Source organism: Lysobacter antibioticus (assembly GCF_000731095.1).
In the GTDB taxonomy this organism is placed as follows: Bacteria; Pseudomonadota; Gammaproteobacteria; order Xanthomonadales; family Xanthomonadaceae; genus Lysobacter; species Lysobacter antibioticus_B.
The window spans coordinates 12,460-31,622 of the sequence record NZ_JMTZ01000049.1; the positions used below are offsets into that span (position 1 = coordinate 12,460).

The 19,163-nt window shown below is 67.7% G+C and carries 17 protein-coding genes; 5 read left to right on the forward strand and 12 right to left on the reverse strand.

Annotated elements, in window-relative coordinates:
- Window positions 1-123: 123 nt before the first annotated feature.
- The 12 genes from hslV to EX88_RS0115210 form a co-directional block, all read right to left on the reverse strand.
- Complete coding sequence (gene hslV, locus EX88_RS0115155; protein ID WP_031372835.1) at window positions 124-675, reverse strand: ATP-dependent protease subunit HslV; 552 nt, start codon at window positions 673-675, stop codon at window positions 124-126.
- 91 nt (window positions 676-766) lie between these two features.
- On the reverse strand, window positions 767-1,300 hold the full coding sequence (locus tag EX88_RS0115160) for a hypothetical protein (RefSeq protein WP_152566293.1): 534 nt from the start codon (window positions 1,298-1,300) through the stop codon (window positions 767-769).
- 306 nt (window positions 1,301-1,606) lie between these two features.
- Entirely contained in the window at window positions 1,607-2,497 is an 891-nt protein-coding gene (gene xerC, locus EX88_RS0115165; protein WP_031372837.1) for a tyrosine recombinase XerC, read from the reverse strand.
- 48 nt (window positions 2,498-2,545) lie between these two features.
- A complete protein-coding gene (locus EX88_RS0115170) occupies window positions 2,546-3,232 on the reverse strand; it encodes a DUF484 family protein (protein WP_031372838.1) in 687 nt (228 codons plus the stop codon).
- Complete coding sequence (dapF, locus tag EX88_RS0115175) at window positions 3,229-4,113, reverse strand: diaminopimelate epimerase (protein WP_031372839.1); 885 nt, start codon at window positions 4,111-4,113, stop codon at window positions 3,229-3,231. Before dapF ends, EX88_RS0115170 begins: the two co-directional genes overlap by 4 nt.
- Complete coding sequence (lptM, locus tag EX88_RS23825) at window positions 4,106-4,441, reverse strand: LPS translocon maturation chaperone LptM (protein WP_036149072.1); 336 nt, start codon at window positions 4,439-4,441, stop codon at window positions 4,106-4,108. Before lptM ends, dapF begins: the two co-directional genes overlap by 8 nt.
- Window positions 4,442-4,538: 97 nt before the next feature.
- Entirely contained in the window at window positions 4,539-5,003 is a 465-nt protein-coding gene (locus tag EX88_RS23830) for a YbaN family protein (RefSeq protein WP_036149074.1), read from the reverse strand.
- Window positions 5,004-5,138: 135 nt separating this feature from the next.
- Entirely contained in the window at window positions 5,139-7,301 is a 2,163-nt protein-coding gene (locus EX88_RS0115190; protein ID WP_031372842.1) for a S9 family peptidase, read from the reverse strand.
- 131 nt (window positions 7,302-7,432) lie between these two features.
- Window positions 7,433-9,553 carry a prolyl oligopeptidase family serine peptidase gene (locus EX88_RS0115195; protein ID WP_031372843.1) on the reverse strand — a complete coding sequence of 707 codons (2,121 nt, stop codon included), beginning with the start codon at window positions 9,551-9,553 and terminating at the stop codon, window positions 7,433-7,435.
- Window positions 9,554-9,730: 177 nt separating this feature from the next.
- Window positions 9,731-10,066, reverse strand: coding sequence for a hypothetical protein (locus EX88_RS24640; RefSeq protein ID WP_235186307.1), 336 nt, complete (start codon window positions 10,064-10,066; stop codon window positions 9,731-9,733).
- Between the two features lie 348 nt (window positions 10,067-10,414).
- Complete coding sequence (locus EX88_RS0115205; protein ID WP_051885157.1) at window positions 10,415-11,341, reverse strand: patatin-like phospholipase family protein; 927 nt, start codon at window positions 11,339-11,341, stop codon at window positions 10,415-10,417.
- Complete coding sequence (locus tag EX88_RS0115210) at window positions 11,341-12,309, reverse strand: helix-turn-helix transcriptional regulator (RefSeq protein WP_031372846.1); 969 nt, start codon at window positions 12,307-12,309, stop codon at window positions 11,341-11,343. The genes EX88_RS0115205 and EX88_RS0115210 overlap by 1 nt, the downstream gene beginning before the upstream one ends.
- 573 nt (window positions 12,310-12,882) lie before the next feature.
- Here EX88_RS0115210 and EX88_RS0115215 point away from each other — a divergent pair.
- The 5 genes from EX88_RS0115215 (at window position 12,883) to EX88_RS0115235 (ending at window position 18,804) form a co-directional block, all read left to right on the forward strand.
- On the forward strand, window positions 12,883-15,792 hold the full coding sequence (locus EX88_RS0115215; protein WP_051885158.1) for a molybdopterin oxidoreductase family protein: 2,910 nt from the start codon (window positions 12,883-12,885) through the stop codon (window positions 15,790-15,792).
- 54 nt (window positions 15,793-15,846) lie between these two features.
- Complete coding sequence (locus EX88_RS0115220; protein ID WP_031372848.1) at window positions 15,847-16,068, forward strand: hypothetical protein; 222 nt, start codon at window positions 15,847-15,849, stop codon at window positions 16,066-16,068.
- Window positions 16,065-16,877, forward strand: a complete 813-nt coding sequence (locus EX88_RS0115225) for a 4Fe-4S dicluster domain-containing protein (RefSeq protein WP_031372849.1) — start codon at window positions 16,065-16,067, stop codon at window positions 16,875-16,877. Before EX88_RS0115220 ends, EX88_RS0115225 begins: the two co-directional genes overlap by 4 nt.
- Window positions 16,878-16,982: 105 nt before the next feature.
- Complete coding sequence (locus EX88_RS0115230) at window positions 16,983-17,936, forward strand: dimethyl sulfoxide reductase anchor subunit family protein (RefSeq protein ID WP_031372850.1); 954 nt, start codon at window positions 16,983-16,985, stop codon at window positions 17,934-17,936.
- A 193-nt stretch (window positions 17,937-18,129) separates the two neighbouring features.
- Window positions 18,130-18,804, forward strand: a complete 675-nt coding sequence (locus tag EX88_RS0115235; protein WP_031372851.1) for a DUF481 domain-containing protein — start codon at window positions 18,130-18,132, stop codon at window positions 18,802-18,804.
- Window positions 18,805-19,163: the final 359 nt, after the last annotated feature.

Genomic DNA, 19,163 nt, shown 5'->3' on the forward strand with positions numbered 1-19,163 from the left:
GTCGGGTTTCATAGAAAGAAGAAGTGAGATGAGAGGAGTGAGGAGTGAGCGGACATGCTGCGAATGGAAGAGATAATGAAGGAAGCCGGTTTTTACTCGCTCCTCACTTCTCCCCACTCACTTCTAAAGCTCTTCGACCACCACATTGCGATTGGTGTAGATGCACACGTCGCCGGCGATGTTGATCGCCTCGGTGGCGATGGTGCGGGCGTCGAGTTGGGTGTGCGCGATCAGAGCGCGCGCAGCCGACAGTGCGTACATGCCGCCGGAGCCGATCGCGATGATCCCGTCTTCGGGCTCGATGACGTCGCCGGTGCCGCTGATGATCAGCGAGGTTTCTTTATCGGCCACCGCGAGCAGCGCTTCTAGCTTGCCGAGGCGGCGCTCGGTGCGCCAATCCTTGGCCAATTCGACCGCGGCACGGGTCAGTTGCCCGTGCTTTTCGAGCTTGGCTTCGAACAGTTCGAACAAGGTGAACGCATCGGCGGCGGCACCGGCGAAACCGGCGAGCACCTGGCCATCGCGGCCGAGGCGGCGCACCTTGCGCGCGTTTGATTTCATGACGGTGTGACCGAGCGTCACCTGACCGTCGCCGGCCACGGCGACGCGACCGTCGCGGCGTACCGAGACGATGGTGGTGGCGTGAAAAACAGTGGGGTTCTGACTGGGGTCCATGCTGGCCTCCGGGGTAACCCTCACGAAGTGGGGCTGCGGCCGGCCGGTTCAAGTCCCAGACCGGGAGCGGCGGCGCCGCTCCCGGTTGCATTCACTCAGCGTAATCCCGCTCCCGGCACTCGGATGGGCCACCGGACTCGACTTCGTAATCGAACCAGAAATAGCCATGCCACAGACGCGCGCTGCGCAGCGGCTTGCCCTTCCAGGCTGTGAGGTGAATGCCCTCCATGCTGTTGCAGGCGCGCAGGGAGCCCGGGGCAGCGGCATCGAAAGCGACCATGCCGCTCCACGAACCCTCCTGCCACGATGCCTTGTCCAGACGCACGGCGTAGGCCTTTGCCGCTGGCTCGTCGGGATCTACCGACGCGCTCGTCAGCGACTTGCATGGTTTGGACAAGGCCGAGACCACCTGACCCCGCAACGGCGGCGATGCGTCGTAACCGGGCTGCGGAGTGACGATGGTTATCGGCAGCGGAAAGCGGGTGATCTTGCGATGGGTCAAAACGCAGCCGACCTGTTCCCGGCCGCCGGCCAAGCCGTAACTTTCGCGGGCGGGCGCCTGCTTCGCCGCCGGCGCGCTCGCCGCGGCGCCCATCGCCAGAAAAACTGCCAGTACTGTCTGCATACACCGTTCCTTGGTTGGTTCTAGAGGAGCGCGATATTAGTGCCATGGCAGAAGCCTTCCGGCGCGGCGTTATGGCGAATCGGTCACGCTTGTACACATGCTGCGAGATGTGGTGCGAGGCTCGGCCAGCGCGAAGCCAAGAGCAAATCCCCCCTGCCCCCCTTTTCCAAAGGGGGACTCTTCGGGTCGGCTCATTACGAATTCTCGCTGGTTCTTTCTGGCGAGTAAGGCGAGCGAATCGGGATGCACCGACGAAGCGGCGGCTTCATCCGCTCGCTCTTTACTCTCTCATCTCACTCTTCCCACTCACTTCTCGCGATCGGGCTTGCGCTTGGCCCGCGGGTGCGCGGCGTCGTAGACCTTGGCGAGGTGCTGGAAGTCCAGGTGGGTATAGATCTGGGTGGTGGCGATGTCGGCATGGCCGAGCAGCTCCTGCACGCCGCGCAGGTCGCCCGAGGATTCGAGGATGTGGCTGGCGAAGGAATGCCGCAGCAGATGCGGATGCACGCGTTTGAACAAGCCCTGGCGTTGCGCCAGTTGACGGATGCGCAACTGGATCGCGCGCGGGGTGATCGGGCCGCCGCCGCGCCCCGGAAATACTTGTGCTTCGTTCGCCGCGCCGGTCGATGCGCGCCATTCCTGCAAGGCCGCGCGCGCGTGCGAGCCCAGCGGCACGCTGCGTTGCTTGCTGCCCTTGCCGAGGACGGTCACCAAGCCGTCGTCGAGATCGAGATCGCGCCAACGCAAAGCGCACAACTCGCTCAAGCGCAGGCCGGAGGAATAGAACAACTCGAGCACGGCGCGATCGCGCAGACCCAGCGGCACATCGGTCGGCACTTCGACCAAGGCCTTGGCTTCGTCCGGGTCGAGCACCTGCGGCAGTTTGCGCGGCGACTTCGGCGCGCGGATCGCCGCCGCCGGACTGGCCATCAGCACGCCTTGCTTGACCTGCCAAGCGTAGAAACTACGGCATGCCGACAAACGGCGTTGCAGGCTCTTGGGGGTCAGGCCGCGCCGATGCTCGGCGGCGATGAACGCGCGCAGGTCTTCCGCGTTCAGCCGCAGCGGATCGCCGCGGCCGTGGTGTTCGCACCATTGCGTCAAGGCATCGAGATCGCGCCGATAGGCGTCGAGGGTGTGCGCCGACATGCGGCGCTCGACGCGCAAATGATCGAGGAAGGCGTTAGTGGCGCTCATGGCGAAACCGCTGCGGCGTGTCGGCGCGGATCGCGCCGCGCGCCCGGCTCAGTCGAAACGCCTGAGCGCGACCGCCAGCGACTCGCCCATCATGCGCAGGAACAAGGTGCCCATGCCGGGGAAGAAGCGGTTCGCGTCGCGGCTGCCGACCGCGATCAGACCGGTGCCCGGCAGCGGCAACAAGGCGGTCGACTGCACTTCCTCGGCGCGCTCGCCGTACAGCACGACGTGTTTCTCGGGCTGCAGGCGGCCGCACAGCGGTTCGCCGTCGCTCAGGGCGTCGCGGAACGGCTGCAGACGCGCATCGCCTTCGGCGATGATCTGCAGCCAGTCGCTGTCGCCGAGGCCTTCGACCGGTTTGAACACGACCAGGCGCACGAGATCGCCGTTGAAATCCTCGGCCAGGCTCGCCGCCATCGCGCGCAGAGTGTCGGCGGCGCTGCCCTGGCGCAGCAGCGCCAAGGTCAACTGGTGGGTGCGCACCGCCAGACGTTCGTTCTCCTGGGCGTTGCCGAACAGTTCCTGCAGGCGCCGCGACAGTTCGCGGTTCTTGTCGCGCAGCACTTCCAGTTGGTAGCTCGCCAGCGACGCCGCCGAGCCTTCCTCGCGCGGCACCACCAGGCTCATCGACAGGTCGGGAAACTGCTGCAGGAACCGCGGGTGACGACGCAGCCAGTTGGCGACTTCGTGGGCGCTGAACTTGTCGCTCGTTTGTTCGCTGAACTTGTCGGTCATCGGTTCCACTCTCCTTCGAACACGAAAGCCGCCGGGCCCGCCATCGACAGCGTCGCCGCGTCGTCGGGCCACGCGATGCGCAATTCGCCGCCGGGCAGCCGCACGGCGACGTCGCGGTCGACCAGGCCGCGCCGGATCAACACCGCTACCGCGGCGCAGGCGCCGCTGCCGCAGGCCAGGGTCTCGCCGACGCCGCGCTCGTACACGCGCAGGCGGATGCGATCGCGGGCGATCACCTGGGCGAAGCCGACGTTGGCCGATTCCGGAAACGCATTGCTCGACTGCAACAGCGGGGCGATGCTGTCGAGCGGCGCGGCCTCGACGTCGTCGACCTCGATCACCGCATGCGGATTGCCCATCGACACCGCGCCGAAACCGATCACGGTGTCGTGGATGTCGACCACATATTGATCCTGGTAGGCCGTGTAGCCGCGCATCGGGATGCGCGCAGGCTCGAAATCGGGGCGCCCCATGTCGATGCGGTAACCGCCGTCGCCGAGCGTCCACACCGCATGGCGGCCGGCCGGGCTGTCGACGGCGAAACTGCCGTCCTCGGCGCGGGCTCGTGCGGCGGCGCCGTCGCGGACCAGCCAGGCGGCGATGCAGCGCGCGCCGTTGCCGCATTGCTGCGAGCCCGAACCGTCGGCGTTCCAGATCCGGTAGGACGCGACCGCGCCCTCGCTGAGCGGGTCTTCGACGGTCAGGATCTGGTCGCAACCGACGCCGAAGTGGCGGTCGGCCAAGGCGCGGCACAGTTCAGCGTCGGGTTCGGGCGCGCCGCCGCGCAGATCGAGCACGACGAAGTCGTTGCCGGCGCCGTGCATCTTGCTGAAGCGCAGCGGCGCGGCCTGCCCGGCCACGGCGGTCGCGGACTCAGCCATCGCCCTGCGGCACCGGCTCGACAGGCTTGGCGTCGTCCTTGCCGTCGCCGTCCTTGTCTTGCGTGTCCGCATCCTTCGCGCCTTCGGCGGCCGGCTGCGAGCCGTCCAGCGGCGGCAGGGTCGGCAGCGAGGTCTTGGCGTTCGGGTCGGTCGCGACCGGCGGATTATTGGCGGTGGAGATGGTCACCGGCACTTCGCCCGGCTTGGCCACGGGCGCTTCCTGCGGCGCGGGCTCGGTCGGCAGGACCAGCGGGCCCTTGTTGCCGCAAGCGGTCAGGGCGAGGGTCAGCGCGGTCAAAACGAGAGGCGTTGCGATGCGTGCATTCATGGGCGAAGTGTAGCCCGCAGCCGGCGTCGAAACGAACCCGTCCGGGACGGCGGGGCGCGGCGCGGGTTCAGGCGGGCCGGGGCCGGCACCGCTGCGCTCAGGCCCGCGGCGGTTCGGGCCGCCGCCACAACCAGATCGCGACGACGGTCATGATTGCGGTGCCAGTCATCGCCATCCACAGCTTCGGCGAAGTCAGGAACATGATCGCCGCACAGACCGACATCATCGACACCGCCAGCCATTTGGAGCGCCGGCTGACCGCGCCATGCTTTTCCCAGTCGCGGATGATCGGCCCGAACTGGCGGTGGCCGAGCAACCAGGCATGCAGTCGCTCGGAGCCGCGCCCCGCGGCGAAGGCCGACAACAGCACGAACGGCACGGTCGGCAGGCCCGGCACGACGATGCCGATCACGCCCAGGGCCAGGCTGGCATAGGCGAGCAGCTTCCAGGCCCAACGGAACCGCCCCTTGCGGGCCTTCGACGATGGGGCCCTGCCCTCGACCGCATCCGCGGCGGGCGCGGTCGGCGGCTCGGGGTCGGCAGGCGGTGGCGGAAACGGCATGGCGGAAGTATGCGGCGGTCGCAGGGGCTGTGGTCGAAATGCGGGTGCGGCCCTGGCTTTCAATCCGCTCCGCCGCAAACGACGACGGCACCGGGGCGGGCGCCGCCGGTGCCGTCGAACGGGGACCGCGGGCACTTACTTCAGCGTGGGCCCGCTGACCTGCAGTTGGTCGAGCATGAACGCGTACATCTCCGACTGTTCGCGGAAGCGGCGGAAACGGCCCGACTTGCCGCCGTGGCCGGCCTCCATGTTGGTACGGAACAGCAACGGCTGCTTGCCGTCGCTCTTGTCGGACAGCTGGATATCGCGCAGACGGGCGACGTACTTGGCCGGCTCCCAGTACTGCACCTGCGAATCCCACAGGCCGGTGCCGACGAACATCGCCGGATAGGCCTGGGCCTTGAGGTTGTCGTAGGGCGAATAGCTGAGCATGTAGTCGTAGTAATCCTTCTTCTCCGGATTACCCCATTCGTCGTACTCGTTGGTCGTCAGCGGGATGCTCGGATCGAGCATGGTGGTCACCACGTCGACGAACGGCACCTGCGACAGGATCACCCGGTACTGCTGCGGCGCCATATTGGCGATCGCGCCCATCAACAGGCCGCCGGCGCTGCCGCCGTAGGCCGCGACACGGTCAGGCGCGGCGTAACCGGCCTTGACCAGCTCGGCGCTGACGTCGATGAAGTCGGTGAAGGTGTTCTTCTTGTTGAACAGCTTGCCGTCGTCGTACCACTTGCGGCCGAGTTCCTGGCCGCCGCGGATGTGGGCGATCGCATAGACCATGCCGCGGTCGAGCAGGCTCACCACGGTGCTGTTGAAGCCCGGGTCGGTCGAGGAACCGTAGCTGCCGTAGGCGTACTGCAGCATCGCCGCCTTGCCGTTCTTCTCGAAGCCCTTCTTGTAGACCAGCGACACCGGCACCTTGACGCCGTCGCGCGCGGTCGCCCAGAAGCGCTCGGTCACGTACTTGTCGGGGTCGTAGCCGATCACCGGCTGCTGCTTGAGCAGCTTGCGCTCGCCGGTTTGAGTGTTGAGCTCATAGGTCGTCGCCGGCGTGGTCATCGAGGTGTAGGTGTAGCGCAGCCACGGCGTGTCGTGCTCGGAGTTGGTCGCCAGGCCCATCGAGAACGCGGGCTCGTCGGCCTTGACGAATTCCTCCTTGCCGTCCTTGCCGATCAGGCGCAGGCGTTCGAGCGCATTGGAACGCTCGGCGACCGCGGTGAAGCCGTCGAACAGCTCGAAACCTTCGATGAAGACGTCGTCGCGGTGCGCCACCCAGTCCTGCCATTGCTTGCGCGAGCGGGCATCGTCGGCGGCGGTCACCAGGCGGAAGTTCGGCGCCGGCTTGCCGTCGGCGCCGGGCGCGTTGGTGCGGATCACCCAGCGGCCGTCGAGGTGGTCGGCGTCGTACTCGACGTCGCGCTCGCGCGGCGCCAGCACCACGAACTCCTTCGGATCGGCGGCCGGCGCGCAACGGGCCTCGCTCGACACGGTGCTGTGCAGGCTGATGCAGATGTAGGCATCGTCGCGGCTGCGGCCGATGCCCATGTAGAAGCTGTCGTCTTTTTCTTCGTAGACCAGCACGTCGGCCGAGGCCGGTGTGCCGAGCACATGCTTCTTGACCCGCACGGTCAACAGGGTCTCGGGGTCGTTCTCGACGTAGAACAGGGTCTTGTTGTCGTCGGCCCAGACCAGGTTCGGCGAGACGTCGTTGATGACGTCGGGATAAATCTCGCCGGTCTCCAGGTTCTTGAAGCGGATCTTGTACTGGCGGCGGCCGACGGCGTCGTCGGCCCAGGCCAGGATCCGGTTGTCCTGGCTGACCTCGAAGTCGCCGACGTTGAAGTACTGCTTGTCCTTGGCCATCGCGTTGACGTCGAGCAGGATCTCCTCGGCGCCGTCCATGCTGCCCTTGCGCCGGGCCTGGATCGGATAGTCCTGGCCGGTCTCGAAGCGGGTGTAGTACCAGTAGCCGCGCTCGCGGTACGGCACCGAGCTGTCGTCCTGCTTGATGCGGCCGACGATCTCGTTGTACAGCGTGTCCTCGAGCGGCTTGAGCGGCGCCATGGCCGCATCGACATAGGCGTTCTCGGCCTTGAGATAGGCCAGCATCTCGGGGTTCTTGCGCTTGTCGTCGCGCAACCAGTAGTACTCGTCGCTGCGCTGGGCGCCGTGCGGGGCCTTGACCTCGTGCGGCTTCTTGGCGGCGTCGGGCGGCGTGGGCAGGCCGGCTGCGGTGGCGGAAAGGGTCGTGGTCATCAGGAGCGTCGCCGCAAGCGTGAGAAAGGTCGGTTTCATATTGGGTCCGATATCGGGATGCGCAACCGCGGGGCGGTGAGGATTCAGCCAGCCCAGTCGGGCAGGGCCGGGGCGCAGACGACGACGGGCGCCTGGGCGCCCGTCGGTTCACGCATCGGCCGGCCGGCCCGTCACTTGGCCAGTTGTTCCCACAGGAAGGTGAAGGCCAGCGCGTTCATGTGCGCCTGCTGGGCGTTGTTGGCCGCGCCGCCGTGTCCGCCTTCGATGTTCTCGTAGTAGCGCACGTTCTTGCCGGCATCGAGCATCTTCGCCGCCATCTTGCGCGCATGGCCCGGATGGACGCGGTCGTCCTTGGTCGAGGTCATGAAGATCACCGGCGGGTACTCGCGCTTGGCATCGAACAGGTGGTACGGCGAGAAGCCCTGGATGAACGACCAATCGGCGGTGTCCGGATCGCCGTACTCGGCCATCCACGAGGCGCCGGCCAGGAGGTGGCTGTAGCGCTTCATGTCGAGCAACGGCACCTGCACCACCACCGCACCGAACAGGTCCGGGTACTGGGTCAGCATGTTGCCGGTGAGCAGGCCGCCGTTGCTGCCGCCCTGCACGCCCAGGTGCGGGGTGCTGGTGATTTTGCGCGCGATCAGGTCCTGGCCGACCGCAGCGAAATCCTCATAGGCCTTGTGACGGTTGGCCTTGAGCGCGGCCTGGTGCCAGCGCGGGCCGTACTCGCCGCCGCCGCGGATGTTGGCGACCGCATACACGCCGCCCTTCTCGAGCCAGCCCTTGCCGATGCCGCCGGAATAGCTCGGAGTCAGCGAGATTTCGAAGCCACCGTAGCCGTACAGCAGAGTCGGCGCGCTGCCGTCGAGCTTGAGATCCTTCGGCCGCACCAGGAAGTACGGCACGCGGGTGCCGTCCTTGCTCTTGGCGAAGTGCTGTTCGATCACGTTCTTGGACGCGTCGAAGAAAGTCGGCATGGTCTTCAGCACGTCCGGTGCCTTGGCGTTCTTGCCGACTTCGCCCATCGCCAGGGTGCTGGGGGTCAGGTAGTCGCTGGCGCTCAGCCAGACCGCGTCGCTTTCGTCGGAGTCGACCGCGCCGACCATGACCGTGCCGAACGTCGGCGCGCCGGCCAGGGCCTCGCGCTTCCACTCGCCCTCGCCCGGGGTCAGCACGCTGAGCTTGTACTTGACGTCGTCGAGCACGTTGAGGATCAGGTGATTGCGCGTCCACACCGCGTTCGCCAGCGAGGTGGTCTCGGTCGGCGCGAACAAGGTGGTGAAGTCGCGCTTGCCGGCCTGGAAGTCGTCGAACTTGATCGCGATCAGGCTGCCGGAGGCGTACTTCTTGCCGCCGGCTTCATAGGGATCGCGCAGCTCGGCGATCAGCCATTCGCGATGGACGTACTTGTTGGCCGAGTTCGGCAGGTCGATCTTGCTCAGCTTGCCGTCGGCGCCGCGCAGGTACAGCTCGTCGTTATAGAAAGCGAGCGTGCGCTGGACGAAGTCGCGCTCGAAGCCCGGGGTGTGATCGTGCATGGCGCCGATCATCATGTCGGTCGGCTTGCCCTCGTAGACCAGGCTGGCCGAGGCCATCGGCGTGCCGCGCTTCCACAGCTTGACCACGCGCGCATAGCCCGAGGTGGTCATCGAGCCGGGGCCGAAATCGGTGGCGACGTAGACGTGGTCGCGGTCGATCCAGTTCAGGCTGCCCTTGGCCTCGGGGCGGACGAAGCCGTCCTTGACCCAGGCCTTGGTGGTCAGGTCGAACTCGCGGGTGACGTCGGCATCGGAGCCGCCGCGCGACAGCGCGACCAGGCAGCGCTGATAGTCCGGACGCAGGCAGTCGGCGCCGTGCCAGACCCACTGTTCGTTCTCTTCGCGGTTGAGCGCGTCGAGGTCGATCACGGTCTCCCACTTGGGCTGGTCCTTGCGGTACTCCTCGAGCGTGGTGCGGCGCCACAGGCCACGCTGGTGCTGCGCGTCCTTCCAGAAGTTGTAGTAGTAGGCGCCGATTTTCTCGACACCGGGGATCTTGGCGTTGGAATCGAGGATCGCCCGGATGTCGGACTCGAGCTGCTTGAACTGCGGCGTCGCGGCGAGTTCGGCCTCGGTCTTGGCGTTGCGCGCCTGGACCCATTCGAGCGAGCGCTTGCCCTCGACCTCTTCGAGCCAAGCGTAGGAATCGTTCATGGCGGCCTCCTTGGCGGGTGCGGCACCAGAGGCCGAGGCGGCGGCGATACCTGCTGCGAACAACAGGGATTGACAGGTCTGCGACATCGAGGACATGGCTCATCCGGTGCAAAGGAAGGCCGCCACGCTAGCACAGGGCCGCGCGGCCGCCGCCCTGCCCAAGGTCATGTAGGGAGTTGCCTGGTTTGGCGCGTTGAAGGGCCGGCGGCGGGCCTGTGGACCGTACCTGCGGCCGCTCGGGGCGGCCTTCGGGCTGCCGGGTCGACCGGCGGTTCAGGCGGCGCGCGGCAGCGGGCGCGCGATCACGGCCGGGCGGCCACGGCGGCGGGCCTGGACCGCCCCGCGACGGCGCCGGCGCGGCGCCACCGTGGCCTCGGCGTCCTCGGCCTGGCCCCAGGCCGGCAGCCGGAACCGATGCAGCGCCCACCAGGCCACGGCCGGCATCGCCACCAGCCACAGCGGCAGCCAGCCGATCGCACCGTGGCTGCCGCGCGCGGCCGGCAGCATCAGCACCAGCAGGCTGCCGATGGCGAGGGCGTAACGCAGGGCGGTGTCGAGGTCCGCGTGGACGGCATCGGCGGAACGGTCGGAAGGCGTGCTGACGGTCATGTCCAGGCTCCGGAAAGCGGGCGTAAGTGTCGGTGACCCCACCTTCTCGCCGCGCCGTCTCAGAGGCTGCGATCTTCCGCGCCGCTCATCGGCGCGCCGTCTGTGCGGCGCGTCGGCTTTGCGCTGTGCCGGGTCTGGCGGCTTGAGCGGGCGGCTGGCCCATGGCCGCGAACCAAAACGCCGGGAGATTCGCTCGCAGTCATAGCGGAAAGGGCGCGGGCTCATGCGCGAGGCGGCGGCGCGAGCGCGACCGCGCAAAGCGCAGCGGCCGCGGTCGCGTCGCCCGGGCGGGTCACGGTCGCGGCTTGCGCCGCTCCTACCCAAACGCGATCGCCCCCGAGCCGAAGCTCAGTAACCGGCCTTGTCGAGCGCCTTATCGGCTTCTTCGCGGCCCAGCGCGATCAGTTCCTTGGCCCGCCAGAACTCGTAGAACTGGCAGGCGTCGCGCGGAATCCGGATGACCAGCTCCGGCGGGTCCAGGGCCAACTGCACGCGGGCGATCTGGGCCTGCATCATGTCGAGCGAACGCGCCATCAGTTCGCTGAAGCCCAACTCGTGCGGCGGTTGTTCGCCGTTCTGGGCCTCGTCGGCGCCGCGCCGGAACCAGCGCATCAGCATCGAAGGCTTCGACTCCGCGACCTCGCTGCCCGGCGCCTTGGCGCCGTTCTGCTGGGCGAGCGCGCCCGGCGGCCGCTCCGGCCAGCCGTGCATGTCGACGGCGATCAAACGGTGCGCATCGGACAAACGCGTGGCCGCGATCGGCAACGGCGCCAACAGGCCGCCGTCGACGAGTTCGCGGCCGTGCAATTCATAAGGCGGAAACACGCCCGGGATGGCGATGGACGCGCGCACCGCGTCCCACAGGTCGCCTTCGCGCAGCCAGACTTCGCGCTGGCGGATCAAGTCGACCGCGACCGCGGTGAACTCGATCTCCAGGTCTTCGATGCGCGGCTCGCCGGTCAGTTCGCGCAGCGCGTGCATCAGACGCTCGCCGCGGAACAGACCCGGTTGCCCCAGGCCGGGGTCGAGCAGGCGCAGCATCGCGGTGCGGCTCATGCCGTACAGCCAGTCGCGGTAGACCTCGAGCTTGCCGGCGGCGAACAGGCCGCCGACCAGGGCGCCGCTGGACGAGCCGGCGACCGCGACGATGCGCATCGACCGCGCTTGCAAGGCCTCGATCACGCCGATCTGCGCCAGCCCGCGGGCACCGCCCGCACCGAGCACCAGGGCGACCGGTTCGTCGCGGGAAATATGCGGTGCGTCGGCGCCGGGCATCAGCGTCCGTAGTTGCTCAGCGCCAATTCCAGCATCGACTTGGCCTGTTCGCGCAGCACCACCGGCTCGATGATCTCGGCATCGCTGCCGTAATGCATCACGTCCATGAGCAGCTCGCGTCCGGCGCTGTACGGCACCTTCAGCTCGTAGCGGCCGTCGGGCAGGAAACGGCCCTGCTGCTGCGAATGCCAGTGCTCGTCGGCGACCCAGCGCGCGGCCTTGGCGCTGAAGACGATGGTCGCCCAGCCCTTCGGCGCGCCGGAGAAAATGCCGTAGCTCGAAGCCAGGTGCTGGTCGAGCTCGTCGTCGGCGACGTCGCGCGCGGTGTCTTCGCCGATCTTGGCCGCGCTGATGCGGTCGACCGAGAAACTGCGCAGCGCATCGCGCTCGTGATCCCAGGCGTCGAGGTACCAGTTTTCGCGGTAATGGGTGAGGCGCTGCGGCGACACGCTGCGGCGGGTGCGCTGGTCGGTCGAGCGCGCCCGGTATTCGAAGGTCAGCTGCTTGCGATCGAGCACCGCGGTGGCGACGGCGCGGAACGCGGTCTCGTCGAGGCGCCGGGTGCGGTGCGGAATCACCCGCACGCGCTCGACCGGCAGGCGTCGGCCGCCGGCATGTTCGTCGAGCAGCTTTTCGATGCGCTGCTGCAAGGGCGCGAGCGCGTTCGACAACACGCCGCCGCCGCTGCGCATCAGCAACTGCTGCGCGGCCAACAGCGAGTGCAGCTCTTCCGAACTCAGCCACAGGCCGGGCAGCTCGAAGCGATCGCCTTCGCTGGTGTCGTAGCGGAAACCGGCCTCGCCGTTGCCGACCACCGGCGCCATCAGATAGTCGCGCAGGTAGGCCAGGTCGCGGTAGACAGTCGCGCGCGAACACTCCAGATCCTCTTGGAGGCGCTGGACTGTGACCGGATACCGGGCTGCGGTGAGAATCCGGTGCAGTGCGTGGATGCGTTCGATACGTTCCATGTCGGCGATGTCTAGTGGATTCGGTGGGGTCGCAACTAGCATGGCACCGGCCGCTGTCCGGCCGCCACCATCGAACTTGGGGATCGTACGTGATCGAGCCCGCAATATCCGCAACGCCGCCCCCGGCGCCGCGTTTACCGGGCTGACCGCGGCGCCCGCCAGGCCGGAGCGCCGCCGGAGCGGGCCGCCCGGGCCGCGGTCGGCTTCGCCGAGCCTCGTCGCGCCGACGCGAACGCCTGCGCCCAGTTGTGCGCGAGGACGAGCCGTCCACAGCTTGAGCGGGTCGCCGGCCGGCAACACCGGCAGCGACTCCCCTCGACCGGATGAGGTTACGACGACGCCGGCATCGAGAGCCGTTGTCGGAAGCAGTATCTGGATCGGAGCGCCGGCGCAGTAGTGACATTAGACACCCATGCGGTCGCAACGGTTGCGACTGCGCGAGCCCGCCGACAGCCGCGACGCCAAGCCCGATCACAAGACCTGCACAATGTTGCAGTGCGATGGCGCTACAACGCACAAGCCCGGATTTCGCGCAAGCTCGCGGCGACACGCCCAGGTAGGCACAATGCCGCCATGCGAAAGCACGCTCCCCAAGAGCCAGCCATCGACTTGTCGCCCTCGCCCGGCGACGAGGCCAAGACCACGACCTGTTACATGTGCGCATGCCGTTGCGGCATCAAGGTCTGGCTCAGCGACGGCCGGATCCGTTACATCCAGGGCAACCCAGATCACCCGGTCAACCAGGGCGTGCTGTGCGCCAAGGGGTCGGCCGGCATCATGCAGCACTACTCGCCGGCGCGGCTCGATAAGCCCTTGCTGCGCGTGGGCGAGCGCGGCAAGGGCGAATTCCGCGAGATCGAATGGGACGAGGCGCTGCGCATCGCCGCCGACTGGCTCGCGCCGATCCGCGAACGCAACCCCGACGAGCTGGCCTTCTTCACCGGCCGCGACCAGTCGCAGGCGCTGACCGGTTGGTGGGCGCAGCAGTTCGGCACGGTCAACTATGCCGCGCACGGCGGTTTCTGCTCGGTCAACATGGCCGCCGGCGGCCTCTACACCCTGGGCGGTTCGTTCTGGGAGTTCGGCGAGCCCGACTGGGAGCATTCGCGTTATCTGATGTTGTGGGGCGTGGCCGAAGACCACGACTCCAACCCGATCAAGCTCGGCCTGGGCAGACTCAAGGCCAGCGGCGCCAAGATCGTCGCGGTGAACCCGGTGCGCAGCGGCTATGGCGCGATCGCCGACGAATGGATCGGCATCCGCCCCGGCACCGACGGCCTGTTCGCGTTCGCCCTGATCCACGAATTGCTCAAGGCCGACCGCATCGACCTGGACTACCTGGTGCGCTACACCAACGCGCACTGGCTGGTGATCCGCAATCCCGGCGGCGCCGACGACGGCCTGTTCGCGCGCGACGGCGAGGGACGTGCGCTGTGTTGGGCGCGTGGTCTACCTGACGACGCGAGCCAAGGCCGCGCCCACCCCGCCGACGCGATCGACATCGCGCCGGCCGTGGTCGGCGAATACAGTCTGCCCGACGGCCGTCGCGCGGTGCCGGTGTTCCATCTGGTCGCCGAGCGCTACCTCGACCCGCAGTACGCGCCCGATGCGGTCAGCGAACGCTGCGGCATTCCCGCCGACACCATCCGCCGCATCGCCCGCGAACTCGCCGAAGCCGCGTTCGAACAAGCCATCACCCTGCCGATCGCCTGGACCGATGCCTACGGCCGCCAGCATGCCGAAATGACCGGCCGCCCGGTCAGCATGCACGCCATGCGCGGCATCAGCGCGCACAGTAACGGCTTCCATACCTGCCGCGCGCTGCATGTGCTGCAGTTGTTGCTCGGCGCGGTCGATACGCCGGGCTCCTTCCGCTATCAACCGCCGTTCCCGAAACCGATCCCGCCGCCGAACCGGCCCGGCAAGACGCGCCAGCCCAACGGCGCGCTCGACGCCGCGCCGCTCGGCTTCGTCCATAGCCCCGAGGACCTGGTCGTCGACGCGGACGGCCAGCCGCGCCGCATCGACCACGCCTTCTCCTGGGCCTATCCGTTGTCGGCGCACGGCATGATGCACACCGTGATCCGCAACGCCTGGGCCGGCGACCCGTACAAGATCGACACGCTGATGATGTTCATGGCCAACATGAGCTGGAACTCGGCCATGAACACCGGCGAGACCATCGGCTGGCTGACCGATCGCGGCGAAGACGGCGAGTACCGCATCCCGCGCATCATCTACGCCGATGCCTACGCCTCGGAGATGACCGCCTACGCCGATCTGGTCCTGCCCGATACCACCTATCTGGAACGCTTCGACGCGATCAGCCTGCTCGACCGGCCGATCTCCGATGCCGACTCGGCCAGCGACGCGATCCGCCATCCGGTGGTCGACGCCGCGCAACAGCGCGAAGGCCGCGACGTGCGCGGCTTCCAGTCGGTGCTGCTGGAACTCGGCGCGCGCCTCGGCCTGCCCGGCATGGTCCACGACGACGGCAGCCCGCGTTACCGCGACTACGCCGACTACATCGTCCGCCACGAGCGCGCGCCCGGCGTCGGCCTGCTCGCCGGCTGGCGCGGCGAGCGCGGCGAACTCGAAGCCAAGGGCCCGCCGAACCCGCAGCAGTTGCAGCGCTACATCGATAACGGCGGCTTCTGGCGCAGCCATGTGCCGGAGTCGGCGCGCTACTACAAGATGGCCAATCGCGGTTATCTGGACTGGGCGCAGAAGATGGGCTTCATCGGCCACGCCGACCCGATCGTGCTGCAGCTGTATTCGGAGACGATCCAGAAGTTCCGCCTCGCCGCGCAGGGCCATGGCCCGCAGCAACCGCCGTCGGAGCACCGCGAACGCGTGGCGACCTATTTCGACCCGCTACCGATCTGGTACGAACCTTTCGAGGGCGCCCAGGTCGATCGGGTCGACGCGAAATTCCCGCTCAGCGCGGTGACCCAGCGGCCGATGTTCATGTACCACGCCTGGGGTTCGCAGAACGCCTGGCTGCGCCAGATCGTCGCGCGCAATTACCTGTATCTGCATCCGGACACCGGCGCGCGCCACGGCATCGCCGACGCCGACTGGATCACCATGGAATCGCACCACGGCCGCATCACCGTGCAGGCGCGCTTCGCCGCCAACGTACAGGCCGACACGGTCTGGACCTGGAACGCGATCGGCAAGCGCCGCGGCGCCTGGCGGCTGGACAAGGACGCTCCGGAAAGCCGCAAGGGCTTCCTGATGAATCATCTGATCTCCGACATCACCCCGAAGGGCGACTACGCCAATGCCGACCCGGTCACCGGGCAGGCGGCGTGGTTCGATCTGCGCGTGTCGATCCGCAAGGCCGATGCGGCGCAGAACGCGCGCGGCGAATCCGAACCGCAGTTCGCCCCGCTCGCGTTCGCCCAGGCCGAACCCGGCCCCTTGCGCTACGGCGCGGAATTTCGCGCTCGCCGCGCGGGGGGCAAGCGTGAGCAGGATTGAATCGACGATGCGGCGCTGCGCGAACGTCGTCGAAACCGGCAGGGAGCATCGCCGATGAGGACCGCACGCCTGTTCGCCGGTTGGCTGTGCATCGCGCTCGGCTTTGGCCTGATCGTCCTGCTTGGGCTCGGCGTGTTGGACCCGACCCGGGACGCCGCCGCGCACGCGACTTCGGCCACGCCGGTGTTGATCGCGCTGATGCCGAGCGTGGCGATCGGCTTGACCGTGTTCGCGCTGGGCCTGTGGTTGCTCGCTACCGGAAAGAAAAAACGATGACCGATCTGCCGCCGCCGTCGAAGAAAAAGCTCGGTCTGGTCATCGACCTGGACACCTGCGTCGGCTGCCATGCCTGCGCGGTGAGTTGCAAGGAATGGAATGCCGGCGGTTTCGCTGCGCCGCTCACCGACGAGCGCCCCTACGGCAAGGATCCGTCCGGCATCTGGTTCAACCGCGTGCACAGCTACGAGGTCGCCGCAAGCGAGGCCGCACCCGCGCGCGCCGAAGCGATGCCGCTGGCCGACCCGGTGCGCGGCTGCGGCGAGGTCGCGGCGCCGCAACCGGCGATGACCTTGCACTTCCCGCGTTCGTGCCTGCATTGCGAACAACCGGCCTGCGTGACCGTATGCCCGACCGGCGCCAGCTACAAGCGCGCCGAAGACGGCATCGTGCTGGTCGACGAGGACAAATGCATCGGCTGCAAGCTGTGTTCCTGGGCCTGCCCCTACGGCGCGCGCGAGTACAGCCCGGTCGAAGGCGTGATGAAGAAATGCACCCTGTGCATCGACCGCATCTACAACGAGAACCTCGACGAGTCCGAACGCCAGCCGGCCTGCGTGCAGGCCTGCCCGACCCGGGCGCGTCATTTCGGCGACCTCGGCGACCCCGAGTCCAAAGTCTCCAAGCTCGTCGCCGAACGCGGCGGCGTCGACCTGATGGCGCAACTGGGCTATCAGCCGACCAACAAGTACCTGCCGCCGCGTCCGCGCCGCGCCGGACCGGCCGAAGCCCCACCGCGCGAGGAAGCCTTGGACACCAAGCAATTGCCGTCGGCGCTGCGCTGGCTGGACCGGATGCTGTCGCGATGAAGCCCTGCGAAACCCAGCCGCCGAAATGCGCCTGCACCGGTACCGCTCGCGCGGATCGGACCGTTGCCGGCTCCGTCCTCGTTCGTCGCTTACTCGCAGGCTGATATGCATCCCGCGTTTTCGGTCATTTTCTTTACCACCTTGTCCGGGGCCGGCTACGGCCTGATGGCCTGGCTGGGCGTATTCGTGTTCTGGCAGCACGCGCTGAGCGGATCGCCGCAGTCGCTGTCCGACAGGACGATCGGTTTCGCCCTGATCGCCGCACTGGCTCTGGTCAGTGTCGGCCTGCTCAGCTCGATGCTGCACTTGGGCAAACCAGCGCGTGCCTGGCGTGCGTTCTCGCAATGGCGCACCTCCTGGCTGTCGCGCGAGGGTGTCATGGCGGTCGTCACTTACCTGCCCGCGCTCGCGTTAGGCCTGTGGTTGTGGCCGTCGAGTCCGCTGCGCGATGCCGGCGCGATCCTACCGGCGGCGCTGGCGGCCATGCTGGCGATCTGCTCGATGATCACGGTCGCCTGCACGGCGATGATCTACGCCTCCTTGCCACCGATTCCCGCCTGGCGGCATCGCCTGGTGGTGCCCGGCTATCTGCTCTTCGCCTTGTTCGGCGGTGCGGCCCTGCTCGCCGCCATTCCCGGGGAGTTCGCGGCCGGGAGTGCAATGTCGGGGGCGTTGCTGCTGCTCGCATTGCTGACGGCCGCGATCAAGCTCAGGTATTGGCGCGACATCGACCGCACCCCGCTCACCGTCACCCGCGGCGACGCGGTCGGCCTGCCGCAACGCGAACTCGACGTGTTCGAGCGCCCGCACACCGAAGACAACTACCTCACCCGCGAGATGGGCTACGTGTTGGCGCGCAAGCACTCGCGCAAGTTGCGCCGGATCGCGCTGGCCTTGTTCGCCGTCGCGCCGGTCGTGCTGAGCATCATCGCGCTGGCGCTGCCGGCGGTCGCCGTGCTCGCGATGCCGCTCGCGACCTTGTCGCTGCTGCTCGGTACCTTGGTCGAGCGCTGGCTGTTCTTCGCCGAGGCCCGGCATCTGGTGACGCTGTACTACTGAGCCACGACCGCTCGCGCCAAAATACGCCGGAACACGCCGCAATTCTTCGCAAAGCCCCGCCAGGCGGCGTTTTCACGGTCGTGGAAGGATTCGCCGACGGGTGAATCGGACCTATCCCGGCGTGTCCGCGGTCTCGTGCCTGTAACCGGTTTCATGGCATCATCCCAGCCTCTTCCGGCCCCAAGCCAAGACGATGCTCGGTGCGATCGGGCTCGCCCTCCTGGGCGCGCCCCTGGTGACATTGCCGACCCCCGCCTTCGGCGGCGACCCGACGCTGATCGCCATTGCGAGCGATCCGGCACAGATGCGTCTGTACTGTTTTTCGACCCGCTGCGGCGACGAGGAATGGCGACTGGCCACGTCCGGGCGCGCCAAGGGCCCGGAAATCGACCCGCTCGATCTGCCGCCGCTGCGCACCGTGCTGCTGCCCGGCTCGCAACGCCACGTTGGCGGGGTCAGGGCGCCGGCGACCTCGCGCACCAGTCGCGCCATGTACTCCAACGACTACCGCATCGGCACCCGCTACGGCGTGCAGGCCTTGCGCGACGGCCCGACCCAGGTCGGCCTGAGCTTCGGCGCCGGCTACCGCCTCGCCCCGCTCCACGACGACGGCATCAACCGCCCCGGCACCGTGTTCCGCGGCGAAGTCAGCATCGGCCAGCGCATCGGCGACCGCGCGCGCTGGAGCCAGCGCGTGCAGTTCGAGAGCGGGCACGGCGACACCTTCGTCAAACAGTCGATGCGTTTGGACGTGGATCTGTGGCCGTACTGGAAACTCGAAACCGACTTCGCGATCCGTCACGATTCGAACGGCGGTGGCGGCAGCGAGAGTGCAGAAAGTTCGATCGAGTTGATTCGGCGGTTTTGATTCCGCTCGATCGAGCTTTGCGGTCCGCGGCATTGAAAGATCCGGAGCATTGAAAGAAACACCACAGCTTTTGCCCGCTAAAGCGGCCGGGTCGCTTACTTTTGGCCCGCTGTGGCGCCTACGGTTGGCGGCGCGTCCGCTTTTGGGTAGGAGCGGCGCGAGCCGCGACTAAGGGATGCGCATAGACCGTGACGCCGATGTCATTCATCGAAGCGGCGTGTTGTCGCGAAGGGTAGGAGCGGCGCGAGCCGCGACCGCGCTACTTGTCACGTCGGCGTTCTCACCTCAGAGCGGTGAAGCAAAATCTAAAGCTTCCGTCCGCTGACGCGGCCGGGTTACTTTCTTTTGCTGGCCCAAAA

Bases quoted from the DNA above. Each gene is read 5' to 3' on its own strand.
- EX88_RS0115195 (WP_031372843.1), bottom strand. From the start codon at position 9,553: ATGTCCTCGATGTCGCAGACCTGTCAATCCCTGTTGTTCGCAGCAGGT.
- EX88_RS0115190 (WP_031372842.1), bottom strand. From the start codon at position 7,301: ATGAAACCGACCTTTCTCACGCTTGCGGCGACGCTCCTGATGACCACG.
- xerC (WP_031372837.1), bottom strand. From the start codon at position 2,497: ATGAGCGCCACTAACGCCTTCCTCGATCATTTGCGCGTCGAGCGCCGC.
- hslV (WP_031372835.1), bottom strand. From the start codon at position 675: ATGGACCCCAGTCAGAACCCCACTGTTTTTCACGCCACCACCATCGTC.
- EX88_RS0115220 (WP_031372848.1), top strand. From the start codon at position 15,847: ATGAGGACCGCACGCCTGTTCGCCGGTTGGCTGTGCATCGCGCTCGGC.
- EX88_RS0115170 (WP_031372838.1), bottom strand. From the start codon at position 3,232: ATGACCGACAAGTTCAGCGAACAAACGAGCGACAAGTTCAGCGCCCAC.
- EX88_RS23830 (WP_036149074.1), bottom strand. From the start codon at position 5,003: ATGCCGTTTCCGCCACCGCCTGCCGACCCCGAGCCGCCGACCGCGCCC.
- EX88_RS0115235 (WP_031372851.1), top strand. From the start codon at position 18,130: ATGCTCGGTGCGATCGGGCTCGCCCTCCTGGGCGCGCCCCTGGTGACA.
- EX88_RS24640 (WP_235186307.1), bottom strand. From the start codon at position 10,066: ATGACCGTCAGCACGCCTTCCGACCGTTCCGCCGATGCCGTCCACGCG.
- EX88_RS0115215 (WP_051885158.1), top strand. From the start codon at position 12,883: ATGCGAAAGCACGCTCCCCAAGAGCCAGCCATCGACTTGTCGCCCTCG.
- EX88_RS0115205 (WP_051885157.1), bottom strand. From the start codon at position 11,341: ATGCCCGGCGCCGACGCACCGCATATTTCCCGCGACGAACCGGTCGCC.
- EX88_RS0115160 (WP_152566293.1), bottom strand. From the start codon at position 1,300: ATGCAGACAGTACTGGCAGTTTTTCTGGCGATGGGCGCCGCGGCGAGC.
- lptM (WP_036149072.1), bottom strand. From the start codon at position 4,441: ATGAATGCACGCATCGCAACGCCTCTCGTTTTGACCGCGCTGACCCTC.
- EX88_RS0115230 (WP_031372850.1), top strand. From the start codon at position 16,983: ATGCATCCCGCGTTTTCGGTCATTTTCTTTACCACCTTGTCCGGGGCC.
- dapF (WP_031372839.1), bottom strand. From the start codon at position 4,113: ATGGCTGAGTCCGCGACCGCCGTGGCCGGGCAGGCCGCGCCGCTGCGC.
- EX88_RS0115210 (WP_031372846.1), bottom strand. From the start codon at position 12,309: ATGGAACGTATCGAACGCATCCACGCACTGCACCGGATTCTCACCGCA.
- EX88_RS0115225 (WP_031372849.1), top strand. From the start codon at position 16,065: ATGACCGATCTGCCGCCGCCGTCGAAGAAAAAGCTCGGTCTGGTCATC.